This window comes from Kribbella sp. NPDC050470, assembly GCF_044458365.1.
Lineage (GTDB): Bacteria > Actinomycetota > Actinomycetes > Propionibacteriales > Kribbellaceae > Kribbella.
Genome location: NZ_JBITHV010000019.1, coordinates 83894 through 98526, shown reverse-complemented (window position 1 = coordinate 98526; position 14633 = coordinate 83894). Strand labels below are relative to the sequence as shown.

The following is a 14633-nucleotide window of genomic DNA, read 5'->3' as shown; positions in this document are numbered from 1 at the left end:
TCGTCACCAGGACGGTGGCGCCAGCCAGTTGGCGACCCACGGACACGCGCCTCCCCAACTGGACGGAGCCGGGCTCAGGGCAGACCCGCCTCGCTCTCACCGACAGAAGCCCCGTTTTCCGCCTGCCGGAACGATGCCGTGACCGGGTGGACCCGGTGCGTCATCGCGCCGACCGACAGCCGTGAACCCTACCAGCCGCGACCCGCCCTGGAGGAGTCCGATCCCAGCAGCCGAAGGTTAAGAAATCGCGCGGCCGCCGACACCAGCACAACGAGCGGCGCGGCCACCGGGTACGGCGCCCGCCCGCGCCGTCCGATGACCGGAATCGAGATCCGGAACCCGGTTGGCTCTCGGAACTGAAAACCATTATCGTTTTCGACTGTTCGCCATCCGCCGAGGGAGTGAGGTCCTCGTATGTCCAGTTCGTCGTTGAGCCGCCGCGGCTTCCTCGGTCTCGCGTCGGCCGGTGCGGCGGTCGCCGTACTGCCCGGCTGCGCCGAATCGCCCGGCACCGCGTCGGCAGGCGGCTCGCCGCGCTCGGGCGGTCGGCTGCGCGCCGCGTTCTCCGGTGGCGGCGCCGCGGAGGTGCTGGATCCGCACCAGAGCAATCTGTACGTCGAGATCGCGCGCGCCAAGGCGATGTACGACAAGCTCGCCGACTACGGATCGGACATGTCGCCGCAGCCCCGGCTCGCGGAGAAGTGGGAGCCGAGTGCGGACCTGCGGACCTGGCGGATCACGCTGCGCCAGGCCACCTTCCACGACGGCCGCCCGGTACGGCCCGCCGACGTGCTGGCCAGCTTCGCGCGGATCGTCGAGCCCGGATCCACGCGGCGCGCGAAGTCGGCCTTGTCGGTCATCGACCTGGCCGCCAGCCGGGTTGTCGACAATCGGACGATCGAGTTCCGGCTGCAGCGACCGTACGGCGAGTTCCCGAACGCGCTCGCGACGCTCGGCGCCTACATCGTCCCGGCCGGTACGCCGGACCTGGCGAAACCGATCGGGTCGGGGCCGTTCCGGTTCCGTTCGTTCGAGCCCGGGCGGAGTTTCGTGGCCGAACGCAACCCCGACTACTGGGACGGAGCGCCGTACCTCGACGAGTTGCACCTCCTGATCAGCAACGACGAGGCCGCCCGGGTGAACGCGCTGCTCGGCAGGCAGGTCGAGTACGCCCACGATCTGACGCCGACGAGCGCCCGGACGCACGAGCGGACCGTCCAGGTCCACCGGCTGCCGCTGAGCAACTTCCATGGGCTGGCGATGAAGATCGACCGCCCGCCGTTCAACCGGCCGGAACTCCGGCAGGCGATGTTCCACCTCGTCGACCGGGAGGAACTGATCAGGTCCGTGCTGCACGGATCGGGTGAGCTCGGCAACGACCTCTACGGCAAGAACTACCAGTACTACGCGGCCGGCCTGGCGCAGCGGGGTCCGGATCCGGATCGGGCCAGGTCTCTGCTGAAGCAGGCCGGTGCCGAGGGCTTGACGATCGACTTCGACACCTCGGACGCGTCGACCGGGCTGAAGGAGGCAGCGCTGGCGATCAGCGACCAGGCCAAGGCGATCGGCCTGAACCTGAACGTCAGGCTCGGCAACAAGGACACCTACTGGGCCGACATCGCCAAGAACGGCGTACTGGCCGGCTATCGATCCGGCGCGATGCCGCTCGAGTCGCACATCTCGCAGCGACTGCTGACGACCTCGACGACCAACAACACGCAGTGGCGGCGGCCGGAGTTCGACAAGCTGTACTACGACGCGCAGTCGACGACCGACGAGACGAAGCGCGCCGAGCTGTACCTGCGCATGCAGCAGCAACTGTTCGACGAGGGCGGCTTCGTCTGGTGGGGCGTCTCGGACTGGATCGTTGCCTCGGCCCCGAATCTTCGTGGCCTCGACGACAGCGCTCCGGCCAACACCCTGAACTGGGCGCGTTTCGACAAGGTCTGGCTCGCGTGATCCGGTACGTCGCCGGCCGCCTGCTGCTCGGTGTCGTACAGGTGCTGGCGGTGATGGGCGGGACCTTCTTCCTGACCGAGGCGCTGCCCGGCGACGCAGCCGTGACGATTGCCGGAGACAACCCGGATCCGGCGATCATCGCGTCGCTGCGCGAGCGGCTGGGCCTCAACGAGTCGGCATGGCATCGGCTGGGCGACTGGTCGGCCGCCGCGCTGCACGGCGACTTCGGTCAGTCGCTGGTGGGCCCACGTCCGGTGCTGGACATCATCGCCACCGCGGCCGGACCGACCGTCCTGCTTGCCGGGTTGACCCTGGTCTTGCTGATCCCGTTGTCGGTTGCGCTCGGGGTGTTCGCGGCACATCGCGAGGGTGGGCGGCTGGATCGGGTCATCACCGGCAGCACACTCGGGTTGTACTCGGCGCCCGAGTTCGCGATGGGAATCCTGGTCGTCACAGTGTTCGCGGTTCAGCTCGGCTGGTTTCCACCGACAGCCGTCGGTACGGCGCTCGCCAGCAATCCCGCCGTCCTCGTGCTGCCGGTGTTCGTCCTGTTGCTGCGCCCGGTCTGCTCGCTGAGCCGGCTGATCCGGGCCGGGATGATCGACGCCCAGCGGTCGGACTACGTGCGGCACGTGCAGAGGATCGGATTGTCGACAATCCGCATCCGGCTCTTGCATGCGCTGCCCAATGCGGTGGCGCCGTCCGTCCAGCAACTCGCGAGAACCACCGACTGGCTGGTCGGCGGCGTGATCGTCATCGAGGCCATCTTCGTCATCCCCGGTCTGGGCACGACGCTGGCCGAGGCCGTGGCCGCCCGGGACCTGCCGGTGGTCCAGGGCCTGGCCGTTGTGCTCGCCACCACTACGGTCCTGGTCAACCTGCTCGCCGACGTGGCGGCGCGGGCACTGGCGCCGGCGGCCGAGGCAGGCCGGTGAAGACGTCGATGGGCGGCAAGGCATCGACGAAGCGACAGCTGGTCGGCGAGACGGGCGGCAGGCGAGAATGCCGGCCTTCGCCAGGACGAACCGGGCCGGGTGGATTCGTCGTGCCCGGGATCCTGGTGGCGGTACCGGTGCTGCTGGCGCTGGCCGGGCCGCTGTTCGCGTCGGCCGGCACGGCCAAGGCGGTGCCATTCAGTCTCGGAAGCGGCTGGTTCGGGACGGACTTCGTCGGGCGGGACGTGTGGAACGAGGTGCTGCTCGGTGGACGGTCGCTGATCCTGGTGGCTGCTGCCGCGACCGCGTGCACCTACCTGGTCGCAGTACCGCTCGGGCTGGTCGCCGGGATGACCCGGAGCCGGGTGCTCGACGAGTTGCTGATGCGGCCGCTCGACCTGCTGCTCGCGGTGCCGTCGATGGTGCTGTTGCTGTTGCTCGTCTCGATCGCGCCGCACTCGCCATGGGTGCTGGTCGCGGTCGTTGCCTTGATCAATCTCCCGGACGTGGTTCGGATCAGTCGCGCCGCCGCGCTCGCGCTGTCCGCGCGGCCGGCCGTCGAGGCGATGCGACTGCAGGGCGAGAGCCGGATCCGGATCGGACTCGGGTACGTCGCGCGATCGATGCGCCGTACGCTCGCCGCCGACCTCGGCATTCGGTTCACCGGCGCGACCTACCTGGTCGCCTCGGCCAGCTTCCTCGGTGTCGGCATCTCACCGCAGGCCAGTGACTGGGCGGCGATGGTCGACCGGAATCGTGGCGGCCTGTTCGTGCAGCCGTGGGCGGTCGCCGTCCCCGCGGTGCTGATCGTGATGCTGGCGATCGGCGTCAACCTCACCTTCGACCGATTGCTGCGGACGGAGGCCCGGTGAGCGTCGTCGAGGTTCACAATCTCATCGTTCGATTGAGTGATCGTTCGATTGTCGACAATATCTCGTTCGCGCTGGCCGCGGGCAGCATCACGGCCCTGGTCGGTGCGTCCGGAAGTGGCAAGACCACGACCGCCCTCGCGTTGCTGGGCGAGCAGCCATCCGGCGGGATCGTCTCCGGCGAGGTGCGGGTCGACGGGCCGGTCGGCTACCTGCCACAGCAACCTTCGGCCGCGCTGAATCCGGTACGACGGATCGGCGGCGTCCTGCGGGAGATCGCCCGCCTGCACGTGCCACGCAACCAGGTGCGGCACCGCGTGCTCGAAGCGCTGCGGCAGGCCCAGCTTCCGGACGGCGACCAGCTCCTGCACCGATACCCACACCAGCTCTCCGGCGGGCAGCAGCAGCGTGTCGTGCTCGCTCATGAGCTCATCGGCCGTCCCAAGGTCCTGATCGCGGACGAACCCACCACCGGCCAGGACGCGCTGATTCGCGCCGGTCTCATCGACGAACTGCGGGCGGTCGCGGACCAGGGCATCGCGATCCTGCTCCTCACCCACGACCTCGAGCTGGCCGGCCGGCTCGCCGACCAGGTCCTGGTGATGGACAACGGCCGGATCGTCGGCACCGAGCTACCCAGCGCGCCGCCCCATCAGCCCGCGGCCTACGAAGCCGCCGGGCCGACGGTTCTCGACGTCCGGCGACTGACCGCCGGCCACCGACGGGTCGAGACCCTGCACGAGGTCTCGCTGACGATCCACGCCGGCGAGTCGCTGGCAGTCGTCGGCCCCTCAGGCAGCGGCAAGTCCACGCTGGCTCGCTGCATCGCCGGACTGCACCCGCACCGCGGAGGGGAGCTCCTGCTCGGCGCCACACGCCTGTCGCCGCTGCTGCGTCGACGCACCCGCGAGCAGTTGGCGCGGATCCAGTACGTCCACCAGGACGCTCGCGCGTCGTTCAACGAGTACGTCGCCGTGGTCGACCAGGTGGCCCGGACAGCCGAGCGCCTCCGCGGCCGGACCGATGCACGGCGCCGTGCGCTCGACGCACTGGCCCAGCTGGGCGTCCCGGAAGCCACTGTGAGCCGCCTGCCGGCTGCACTGTCCGGTGGGGAGCTGCAGCGGGCAGCGCTCGTGCGCGCTCTCATGGCTGAGCCGGACCTGCTGGTCTGCGACGAGATCACCTCCGGACTCGACACAGTGGCCCAGGCCGAGTCGATCGCCGTACTGCGGACGCTGCAGGACAGGACCGGCTGCGCCCTCGTGGTGATCACCCACGACTTCACGGTCGTCGCCGCACTCGCCCGTCAGGTCGCGGTGCTGGCCGCCGGCCGGATCGTCGAGCGAGGGGCCACGGCCGCAGTCCTCGCCGAACCCGCTCATCCGGTCACCCGCGCGTTGGTGGCCGCCTCAACACTGGAGGACGCCCTTGACCCGGCCGGCTGAACACCACATCGGCCCGTACGTCGTCCGGACCGCGCGTCGTGAGGACATCGACGGAGCGCGGTCTGTGATGCTCGACACCTTCTACCACGTGTTCGGGCACGGGTACGTGCCACGCTGGCACGCCGACGTCGTCGACCCGGGCCGGGCGTACTTCGACGATCCACGGCAGCGGCTGTTCGTCGCCGTACGGGACGACGAGGTGGTCGGGACAGCCGCCGTACGCGCCGACGGCCCGAAGAGCCCACCGCACGCCCCCTGGATCGCGCAACGGTACCCGTCCGGGACGACCGCCCAGATCTTCCGGGTCTACGTCCGCCCCGATCACCGTCGCCACGGCCTCGCCCGCGCGCTCGTCGACCTGGCCTGCCGTTTCATCGCCGACACACCCGGTTACGACGTCATCTACCTGCACACCAACGCGGCCGTCGAGGGCGCCGAGCCGTTCTGGCACGCCATCGCCACCGAAGTCCACGATGGCCGCACAGACCCCCGGTACAGCCCGGCGGTCCACTTCGAGATTCCGATCGTGGGCGAAGAGGGGATCGAACCCCCGACATCTTCCTTGTAAGGGAAGCGCTCTACCGCTGAGCTATTCGCCCGTTTCAGCGACCGGCGCAGTCTACCCGAGGTCGAGGCCCAGGCTTGCCAGGGCCGCCGCGTAGTCGTCCGGGTCGCGGGCCTCGGGGATCGGGTTCACGACGGACCACCGGACTACCCCGCTCCGGTCCACCACGAAGGTGCCGCGCAGGGCGCAGCCGCGGTCGGAGTCGAAGACGCCGTACGACGTCGCGATCGCCCCGTGCGGCCAGAAGTCGGTGAGCAGGCCGAACTCGAGTTTCTGGGCGTCCGAGTAGGCCCGCAACGTGAACATCGGGTCGCAGGAGATGGCCAGGAACTCGGCTGCCGCGAGCAGGCCGGGGCGGTCCCGCAGCGTGGTCAGCTCACTCGTGCACACCCCGCTGAACGCATAGGGGTAGAACACCAGCACGACGTCGCGCCGGCCGCGGAAGTCGGCCAGCCGGACCTGTTCGCCGTACTGGTTCCGGGCGGTGAAGTCCGGTGCCCGGCTGCCGACGGCAGGGGTCACCGGACGGTCACCGGCTGCCGCGGGCCGACTTGGGCACCACCAGCTTGGTCGCCGACCAGTCGTCGGTGACGGTCAGGCTGCTCGTGGTGGCAAGTCCGGCCGTCGGGGCGGCCTCGGCGATGTCGCTGGCGTCGACGTACCCGTCGCGGCCCACCTTCGGGGTCAGCAGCCACACCACGCCGCCGGCCTTCAGGTCGGTCAGGATGTCGAAGAACGCGTCGACCAGGTCGCCGTCGTCCTCCCGGAACCAGAGCAGGACTGCGTCCACGACCTCGTCGGTGTCCTCGTCGACGAACTCCTCTCCGGTGATCTCCCGGATCGCGTCGCGGAACTCGTCGTCGCAGTCGTCGTCGTACCCGATCTCCTGCACGATCCAGCCGGTCTCCAGGCCGAGCCGGGAGGCCATGTTCGGCCCGCCGCTCTTGCCGTCCGCGTGGTCCGCGGTCGCGCTCACGTGTCCTCCTCCGTGGTCCCCGCTTGCCCGGGGGTAGGCGTCAGTAGCGATAGTCCATCGTGGCCTACCGCGTCGCGCAAGTATGCACGAGGGTTCCGTGACGTGTCCGGTATCCGCGTGGTGGGTACGGCGCGTGTCCGGTGGGAACACGCCGGGACGACCAGAATCGGGCCCCTGTGGAAGGCGAAGTAGAACGCATTCCGAACAGGTGACAGGATTGCGGTGAAGAGCAACCAGAGAGAACGGCAGGACACCGTGGCTTCCGGACACGAACCACCAGCCATCATCACCGAGGGGATGCCCACCCAGCTCCCCGACATCGACCCCGACGAGACACGGGAGTGGGTCGAATCGCTCGACGCGGTCCTGGACGAACGGGGCAAGGCGCGAGCGCGCTACCTGATGCTCAAGCTGATCGAGCGAGCCCGGGAGCGACAGGTCGGGGTGCCCGCGCTGCGGAGCACCGACTACATCAACTCGATCCCGCCCGAGCGGGAGCCGTGGTTCCCCGGCGACGAGCACATCGAGCGGCGGATCCGCGCCTTCATCCGGTGGAACGCCGCGGTGATGGTGAGCAAGGCCAACCGCAAGGGCCTGGAGGTCGGCGGCCACATCGCCACCTACCAGTCCGCGGCCAGCCTGTACGAGGTCGGTTTCAACCACTTCTTCCGCGGCAAGGACCACCCCGGCGGCGGCGACCAGGTCTTCATCCAGGGCCACGCCTCCCCCGGCATGTACGCGCGCGCCTTCCTGGAGGGACGGCTGTCCGCGGACCAGCTGGACGGCTTCCGCCAGGAGGTCTCCCGCGGCCCGCACAACGGGCTGTCGTCGTACCCGCACCCGCGGTTGATGCCGGACTTCTGGGAGTTCCCGACCGTCTCGATGGGACTGGCCGCGCTGAACTCGATCTACCAGGCCCGGTTCAACCGGTACCTGCACCACCGCGGCATCAAGGACACCAGCCAGCAGCACGTCTGGGCGTTCCTCGGCGACGGTGAGATGGGTGAGCCGGAGTCGCTCGGCGCGATCGGCCTGGCCGCCCGCGAGGAGCTGGACAACCTCACCTTCGTGATCAACTGCAACCTGCAGCAGCTGGACGGCCCGGTCCGCGGCAACGGCAAGGTGATCCAGGAGCTGGAGGCCTACTTCCGCGGCGCCGGCTGGAACGTCATCAAGGTGATCTGGGGCCGGGAGTGGGACAACCTGCTGGCGCAGGACCACGACGGCGTGCTGGTGCACAAGATGAACACCACGCCGGACGGCCAGTTCCAGACCTACTCGGTCGAGTCCGGCGAGTACATCCGGAACAACTTCTTCGGCGGCGACCAGCGGCTGCAGGCGATGGTCCGGAACCTGTCCGACGAGGACCTGCGCAAGCTGCCGCGCGGCGGTCACGACTACCGCAAGGTGTACGCGGCGTTCAAGAGCGCGACCGAGCACGTCGGGCAGCCGACGGTGATCCTGGCCCAGACCATCAAGGGCTGGACGATCGAGGCGCTGGAGGGCCGCAACGCGACCCACCAGATGAAGAAGCTGACCTCGGACGACCTGAAGGCGTTCCGGGACCGGCTCTACCTGCCGATCGAGGACAAGGACCTCGAGGACGCCTACAACCCGCCGTACTTCCACCCCGGCACGGACTCGCCGGAGTACCAGTACATGATGGAGCGGCGCAAGCAGCTCGGCGGTTCGCTGCCGGAGCGCCGGGTGACGCCGAAGACCTCGCTGAAGCTTCCTGGTGACGACGTCTACAAGCCGCTTTCCAAGGGCAGCAACGCGCCGGTGGCGACCACGATGGCGCTGGTCCGGCTGTTCCGGGACCTGATGAAGGACCCGGAGGTCGGTCCCCGGATCGTCCCGATCGCCCCGGACGAGTACCGCACGTTCGGTATGGACTCGATGTTCCCGACGGCGAAGATCTACTCGCCGCACGGGCAGCAGTACGAGGCGGTCGACCGCAACCTGCTGCTGTCGTACAAGGAGTCCGAGCAGGGTCAGCTGCTGCACGAGGGCATCAGCGAGGCCGGCGCGATGGGCTCGATGATCGCGGCCGGCACGGCGTACGCGACGCACGGCGAGCCGATGATCCCGTTCTACATCTTCTACTCGATGTTCGGGTTCCAGCGGACCGGTGACTCGCTCTGGGCGTTCGGCGACCAGCTCGGCCGGGGCTTCCTGATCGGCGCGACCGCGGGCCGTACGACGCTGACCGGTGAGGGACTGCAGCACGCCGACGGCCACTCGCCGCTGCTTGCCTCGAGCAACCCGGCCGCGGTGCACTACGACCCGGGCTTCGCCTACGAGGTCGCGTACATCGTGAAGGAAGGCCTGCGCCGGATGTACGGGTACGGCCTGGACAAGGACGCGCCGTACGGCGAGGACGTCTTCTACTACCTGACCGTGTACAACGAGCCCGTTCCGCAGCCGGCCGAGCCGGAGAACCTCGACGTCGAGGCACTGCTGAAGGGCATGTACCGGTTCAACGAGTACGAGACGGCGGAGGGCGACGACGTGCCGCGGGTGCAACTGCTCGCGTCCGGGGTCGCGCTGCCGTGGGTCCGCAAGGCCCAGCAGATCCTCGCCGAGGAGTACTCGGTGGCCGCCGACATCTGGTCGGTGACCTCGTGGAACGAGCTGCGCCGGGACGCGGTCGCGGCCGAGGAGCACAACCTGCTGCACCCCGACGAGCCGGAGCAGGTGCCGTTCGTCACCGAGCAACTGAAGGACACCAAGGGCCCGGTCGTCGCGGTCAGCGACTTCATGCGCTCGGTGCAGGACCAGATCTCCCGCTGGGTGCCGAACGACTACACCTCGCTCGGGACCGACGGCTGGGGCCTGGCCGACACCCGGGCCGCGGCCCGCCGGCACTTCCACGTGGACGCCGAGTCCGTCGTGGTGGCCACGCTGGAGATCCTGGCCAAGCGCGGTGACGTGAAGCCGGAGGTCGCCGCCGAGGCGGCCCGCAAGTACCGCATCGACGACCCGACCGCGGTCGCCGGCGTGAAGCAGGAGGGCGCCGGCGCCTGACGCCCGCACCCTGGAAACCCGGGAAGCCGCTCACCTTCGGGTGGGCGGCTTTCCTGGTTCCGGAACCTCTTACGGTCGCCTGGCAGCGGGCCGGCGTACGACAAACCTCGTAGCCGGCCGCCTGCGCCGGTTGCACATTCCGTCCGACGCGGCGGGATGCCCCCGCTCCCTACCGTCAGTGACATGACTGGCGTCAGCGTTGCTCTTCTCGCGGGGACGGTGTCCACCATCCTCTTCGCGTCGAGTGCAATGCCCATGGTGATCAAGGCGGTCCGGACCCGCGACCTGAAGTCGTACAGCCCGGCCAACCTGGTCCTCGCCAACGTCGGCAACGCCGTCCACTGCATCTACGTGGTGCACCTGCCGCCGGGACCGATCTGGGCCCTGCACGGCTTCTACGTCGTGACGTCTGCGGTGATGCTGCTGTGGTGGCTGCGCTACCACAGCCTCACCGGGCACCACGGCGTCGCACGAGACGAGCGGAGGCTCGCGTGATGAACACCGAAAGTGTCGAGACCGTCATCATCGGCGGCGGCCAGGCCGGGCTGTCCACCGGCTACCACCTGCGCAAGCGGGAGCGGCAGTTCCTGATCCTGGACGGCAACGCCCGGGTCGGCGACCAGTGGCGAGCGCAGTGGGACACGCTGCGGCTCTACACCCCGCGCAAGTACGACGGGCTGGCCGGGATGCCGTTCCCGGGCACGCCGTGGTCGTACCCGACGAAAGACGAGGTCGCCGACTACCTGGCGTCGTACGCAGCCCGCTTCGACCTCCCGGTCCGCGGCAGCACCCGGGTCGAGAGGCTCGAGGCGTACGGCGACCGGTACGCCGTGACCACGAGCTCCGGCACCATCCACGCCGACAACGTGGTCGTTGCCACCGGCACCTTCGGCAGGACGCCGTACCTGCCGGACTTCGCCGTCGACCTGGACCCGGGGATCCGGCAGCTGCACTCCAGCGAGTACCGCCGGGCCGAGCAGCTGAAGGACGGCCCGGTGCTGGTCGTCGGCGGCTCGCACTCCGGCACGGACATCGCCTACGAGGTCGCGACCAGCCACCCAACCGTCCTGTGCGGCCGCGACCCGGGCCAGATCCCGGTCCGGCTGGACAGGCCCGGCGCCCACGTGTTCTTCCCGGTCTTCCTGTTCTTCGGCAAGCACGTGGTCACACGGCGGACCCCGATCGGCCGGAAGGCCAAGGACGACATCCGCTTCCACGGCGGCCCGATGCTCCGGGTGAAGCGGTCGGACCTGCTCGCGCGGGGGGTCGAGCGGGTGCACGATCGGGTCACCGGAGTCCGGGACGGGCTGCCGGTGCTCGGCGACGACCGGGTGCTGGACGTGGCGAACGTGGTCTGGGCGACCGGGTTCCAGCAGGTCTTCGACTGGATCCGGCTGCCGATCTTCGGCCCGGACGGCTGGCCGCTCGAGGAGCGTGGCGTGGTCACGGACGCGCCGGGTCTGTTCTTCTGCGGGTTGTCCTTCCAGTTCGCCTTCAGCTCGATGGTGCTGCCGGGTGTCGGGCGGGACGCGGCGTACGTCGCCAAGCGGATCGCGGCCCGATCCGGGCGGAGTCTTGCCGTGGCCTGATTGGGCGCGCATGCTCGCGAGTGGGGGCCGTGTGATGGGGATTGTCGACGATCTCGAGAGAGCCCGGGCGGCGTTCGAACGACGCGACTGGGCGGTGGCCTACGACCGGCTGTCGGCCGGCGGCGACGCCGCTCTGGGCCCGGACGACCTGATGGCGCTCGGCACCGCGGCGTACCTGGTCGGCGACAACGACGCCTGTGTCCGGGCCCTGCAGCGCGGCTTCCGGCTGCAGATCGACCGCGGTGAGATCCCGGGCGCGGTCCGGTTCGCCTTCTGGCTGTCGATGGTGCTCAACCTTCGCGGTGAGATGGCGGTCGCCGGCGGTTGGGCCGCCCGGGCCGAGCGGCTGCTGGCGGACTACCCCGAGGATGTGGTGGAGCGTGGCTACTTGCGGGTGACGGCGTTCTTCCGGAGTGTGGCTCAGGGTGACTTCGCCGAGGCGGATCGCGCAGCCAACGAGGTCACCGAAGCGGCGCGCCGGTTCGCGGAACCGGATCTGCTGGCGCTGGGCCTGATCGCGCAGGGCCGACTGCTGCTGTACTCGGGCCGGGTGCCGGAAGGGCTGGCGCAGATGGACGAGGCCATGGTCGGCGTCGCCGCCGGAGAGGTGTCACCGATCGTCTCCGGCAACGTGTACTGCGCGATGATCGAGGGCTGCCAGGAGGTGCTGGACTTCGACCGCGCGTCCGCGTGGACGACCGCGCTGACACGGTGGTGCGACAGTCAGCCGGATCTCGTCCCGTACACCGGGCAGTGCGCCGTACACCGTGGTCAGATCCTGCGGCTGCGCGGGGCCTTCGGACCGGCGCTGGACGAGTTCGACCGTGCCTGCAAGCGCTACGCGGACACCGGAGCAGTCGCGGCCGCAGGTCTCGCGCTGAGCGAGGCCGGCGACGTGCTGCGGATCCGGGGCGACTACACCGCGGCCGAGACGGCCTACGAGAAGGCAGCGAGCTACGGGTATGAGCCTCAGCCGGGGCGGGCGCTGTTGCTGCTCGCCCGCGGCCGTACGCCGGGAGCCGTTGCCACCGTACGGCGGCTGCTGTCCGAGGCCGGCGATCCGGTCCACCGAGCGCGGCTGCTGCCGGCGGCGGTGGAGGTGTTCCTGGTCGGCGGGCACCTCGAGGAGGCCGTGTCGACCGCAGCCGAGTTGAGCGACGTCGCGAGCCGCTTCGGATGTTCGGGACTGCGCGCGATGGCGGCGTACTGCGAGAGCCTGGTGGCGCTCGCGGCCGACGAGTCCGAGCGGGCGTTGCCGCATGCCCGGTCGGCGACGCAACTGTGGAGCGGCCTGCAGGCGCCGTACGACGTCGCGCGGTCGAAGGTACTGGTCGGTCGGGCTTTCCGGCTGCTCGGCGACGAGGACTCGGCGTCGGCGGAGTTGGCCTCGGCGATGCGGTCCTTCGAGGAACTCGGCACCACGCCGGCCCGGCAGGAGGTCGAGAAGCTGCTGCACCGCGAGACGGCCGGCGGGCTGACCGGGCGCGAGCTCGAAGTCCTCCGCCTGGTTGCTTCGGGCAACAGCAACACCGAGATCGCGCAGCGGCTGGTGCTCAGCGACAAGACCGTCGCCCGGCACCTTACCAACATCTTCACCAAGCTCGACGTACCGTCGCGGACCGCGGCGGCGGCCTACGCCCGCGACCACGACCTGCTCTGAAACGCTCTCCGGAGGGAATCGATTCACTCTCACGGGTGAGGTCCGCGCGCGGTGCGCGGCGGATGCTCGGCAGAGTGAACACGACGACTGAGCGCCCCGTCCCCCGGTGGGCCTACCGGCTCGCCCACGCGATCCCGCTGATGACGTTGCCGTCCGGCCTGTGGCGGCTGGGGCTGGTCGCCGGGTCGTCGATGGGCATCCTCGACGACGCCGGCCACCCGATGTACGTGATCGGCACTGCCGAGAAGGTCTACATCGTCTTCCTGTCGATCTTCTCCGAGGCGGTCGCGCTGATCGCCTTCGGCCTGGTCAAGCCGTGGGGTGAGGTCGCGCCGCGCTGGATCCCGTTCATCGGCGGCCGCCGGGTGAACCCGTGGGCCGCGATCGTCCCGGCCGTCCTGGGATCTCTGGCCCTGATCGCGATCTGGACGTACGGCTTCCGGGACGTCTTCAGCAACGAGTTCATCCCGTTCGCCGGCCCGGCCTGGGCCACGCTGATGATCGCCTGTTACGCCCCGCTCCAGCTCTGGGGTCCGTCCCTCCTCGTCCTCACCTGGGCGTACTACCGCCGCCGGGTCAGCGTGCCCGCGGCCGTGGTTTCAGCACGGTAGCCGGCAACGCCGGTGCCGGCAGTGCGGCGCCGTCGTACCCGGGGACCGTCGGGAAGCGATCGGTGCCGCCGGCGGCGATCGCCTCCTGCCAGGCGTCGCGGGCGGCGACGATCTCCTCGTGGGTGCGGCCGATGAAGTTCCACCACATCACCAACTGCTCCTCGAAGGGCTCGCCGCCGAGCAGCAGGAACCGGACACCGTCGTCGGAGGCAACCAGGTCGACGGACTCCCGCTCGGAGCCGAGGTAGGCCATCTCCCCGAACGACGGCGCCAGCTCGCCGACCGTGAGCGATCCGTCGACGACCAGTACGGCGTACTCGTTCGAGGGCGTCAGCGGGAGTGTCAAAGTGCGACCCGGGTCGACGGTGACGTCCGCGCCGACGAGCGGGGTGTACGCCGGCGCCGGTGAGGTCACGCCGGCCACGGTGCCGACCATCACGGTGGCGCGGCCGCCGTCGAAGTCGACCGACGGCAGGTCGGCGTACGCGTTGAAGGCGGGTGGGGTCGTCGTACGCACGGAGTCCGGCAGCGCGACCCACAGTTGCGCGCCGTGCAGCATCGGCGGCGCGTCCGGCGTGGACACCTCGGAGTGCGCGATGCCGTTGCCGGCGGTCATGATGTTGAGCTCGCCCGGCCGGACCATCGCGTGCGACCCGACACTGTCGCGGTGCTCGATCTCCCCCTCGAACAGCCAGCTCACCGTCTGCAGGCTGGTGTGCGGGTGCGGCGGGACCTGCATGCCCCGGTCCCCCGGCACGTCGTACGAGTCGAGGCGGTGGCTGACGTCGTCCGGACCGTAGTGGTCGACGAAGCACCAGGCGCCGACCATCCGGCGGTTCTTGTTCGGCAGCAACCGCCGTACCTTCGTCGTCCGGCCGAGGATCACCTCACGCGGCTCGAGGAACTCCAGCACGGGTCCACCGTCGCCACAGACACTCACGATCTCTGCCGGGTCTTTTTCCAGATCGCTCATAGAGAAAATCTAGTCCCGTAACCC

At 69.7% G+C, this 14633-nt stretch carries 13 protein-coding genes and 1 tRNA gene; 10 read left to right on the top strand and 4 right to left on the bottom strand.

The features are described from left to right. Positions 1–414 precede the first annotated feature (414 nt). The 5 genes from ACIBGM_RS42420 (at position 415) to ACIBGM_RS42400 (ending at position 5776) form a co-directional block, all read left to right on the top strand. Positions 415–1959, top strand: coding sequence for an ABC transporter substrate-binding protein (locus ACIBGM_RS42420; protein WP_396388776.1), 1545 nt, complete (start codon positions 415–417; stop codon positions 1957–1959). Further along, positions 1956–2894, top strand: coding sequence for an ABC transporter permease (locus ACIBGM_RS42415; protein WP_396388775.1), 939 nt, complete (start codon positions 1956–1958; stop codon positions 2892–2894). Before ACIBGM_RS42420 ends, ACIBGM_RS42415 begins: the two co-directional genes overlap by 4 nt. Positions 2895–3004: 110 nt before the next feature. Beyond that, positions 3005–3766: an ABC transporter permease gene (locus ACIBGM_RS42410; protein ID WP_396388774.1), complete on the top strand. Its 762-nt coding sequence runs from the start codon at positions 3005–3007 to the stop codon at positions 3764–3766. Positions 3767–3798: 32 nt separating this feature from the next. After that, positions 3799–5208 carry an ABC transporter ATP-binding protein gene (locus ACIBGM_RS42405; RefSeq protein WP_396388773.1) on the top strand — a complete coding sequence of 470 codons (1410 nt, stop codon included), beginning with the start codon at positions 3799–3801 and terminating at the stop codon, positions 5206–5208. 67 nt (positions 5209–5275) lie between these two features. Next, entirely contained in the window at positions 5276–5776 is a 501-nt protein-coding gene (locus ACIBGM_RS42400; RefSeq protein ID WP_360521111.1) for a GNAT family N-acetyltransferase, read from the top strand. Here ACIBGM_RS42400 and ACIBGM_RS42395 read toward each other — a convergent pair. The 3 genes from ACIBGM_RS42395 to ACIBGM_RS42385 form a co-directional block, all read right to left on the bottom strand. Next, positions 5736–5807, bottom strand: a tRNA-Val gene (locus ACIBGM_RS42395). The genes ACIBGM_RS42400 and ACIBGM_RS42395 overlap by 41 nt on opposite strands. A 20-nt stretch (positions 5808–5827) precedes the next feature. Then, positions 5828–6295, bottom strand: coding sequence for a peroxiredoxin (locus ACIBGM_RS42390; protein ID WP_360520870.1), 468 nt, complete (start codon positions 6293–6295; stop codon positions 5828–5830). Positions 6296–6302: 7 nt separating this feature from the next. Next, positions 6303–6749: a DUF3052 domain-containing protein gene (locus ACIBGM_RS42385; RefSeq protein ID WP_360520867.1), complete on the bottom strand. Its 447-nt coding sequence runs from the start codon at positions 6747–6749 to the stop codon at positions 6303–6305. Positions 6750–7046: 297 nt separating this feature from the next. On the opposite strand from ACIBGM_RS42385, the gene aceE reads away from it, so the two are divergent. The 5 genes from aceE (at position 7047) to ACIBGM_RS42360 (ending at position 13636) form a co-directional block, all read left to right on the top strand. Continuing rightward, positions 7047–9776, top strand: coding sequence for a pyruvate dehydrogenase (acetyl-transferring), homodimeric type (aceE, locus tag ACIBGM_RS42380; protein ID WP_360521108.1), 2730 nt, complete (start codon positions 7047–7049; stop codon positions 9774–9776). 183 nt (positions 9777–9959) lie between these two features. Beyond that, positions 9960–10271 carry a hypothetical protein gene (locus ACIBGM_RS42375; protein ID WP_396388772.1) on the top strand — a complete coding sequence of 104 codons (312 nt, stop codon included), beginning with the start codon at positions 9960–9962 and terminating at the stop codon, positions 10269–10271. Further along, positions 10271–11365, top strand: coding sequence for a flavin-containing monooxygenase (locus ACIBGM_RS42370; protein ID WP_396388771.1), 1095 nt, complete (start codon positions 10271–10273; stop codon positions 11363–11365). The genes ACIBGM_RS42375 and ACIBGM_RS42370 overlap by 1 nt, the downstream gene beginning before the upstream one ends. A gap of 34 nt (positions 11366–11399) precedes the next feature. Then, a complete protein-coding gene (locus ACIBGM_RS42365) occupies positions 11400–13025 on the top strand; it encodes a LuxR C-terminal-related transcriptional regulator (RefSeq protein ID WP_396388770.1) in 1626 nt (541 codons plus the stop codon). A 74-nt stretch (positions 13026–13099) separates the two neighbouring features. Beyond that, complete coding sequence (locus ACIBGM_RS42360) at positions 13100–13636, top strand: hypothetical protein (RefSeq protein ID WP_396388769.1); 537 nt, start codon at positions 13100–13102, stop codon at positions 13634–13636. On the opposite strand, the gene ACIBGM_RS42355 is transcribed toward ACIBGM_RS42360, so the two are convergent. Continuing rightward, positions 13602–14609, bottom strand: a complete 1008-nt coding sequence (locus ACIBGM_RS42355) for a pirin family protein (protein ID WP_360520852.1) — start codon at positions 14607–14609, stop codon at positions 13602–13604. The genes ACIBGM_RS42360 and ACIBGM_RS42355 overlap by 35 nt on opposite strands. Between the last annotated feature and the right edge of the window lie 24 nt (positions 14610–14633).

Bases quoted from the DNA above. Each gene is read 5' to 3' on its own strand.
- aceE (WP_360521108.1), top strand. From the start codon at position 7,047: ATGCCCACCCAGCTCCCCGACATCGACCCCGACGAGACACGGGAGTGG.
- ACIBGM_RS42400 (WP_360521111.1), top strand. From the start codon at position 5,276: ATGCTCGACACCTTCTACCACGTGTTCGGGCACGGGTACGTGCCACGC.
- ACIBGM_RS42375 (WP_396388772.1), top strand. From the start codon at position 9,960: ATGACTGGCGTCAGCGTTGCTCTTCTCGCGGGGACGGTGTCCACCATC.
- ACIBGM_RS42365 (WP_396388770.1), top strand. From the start codon at position 11,400: ATGGGGATTGTCGACGATCTCGAGAGAGCCCGGGCGGCGTTCGAACGA.
- ACIBGM_RS42420 (WP_396388776.1), top strand. From the start codon at position 415: ATGTCCAGTTCGTCGTTGAGCCGCCGCGGCTTCCTCGGTCTCGCGTCG.
- ACIBGM_RS42355 (WP_360520852.1), bottom strand. From the start codon at position 14,609: ATGAGCGATCTGGAAAAAGACCCGGCAGAGATCGTGAGTGTCTGTGGC.
- ACIBGM_RS42370 (WP_396388771.1), top strand. From the start codon at position 10,271: ATGAACACCGAAAGTGTCGAGACCGTCATCATCGGCGGCGGCCAGGCC.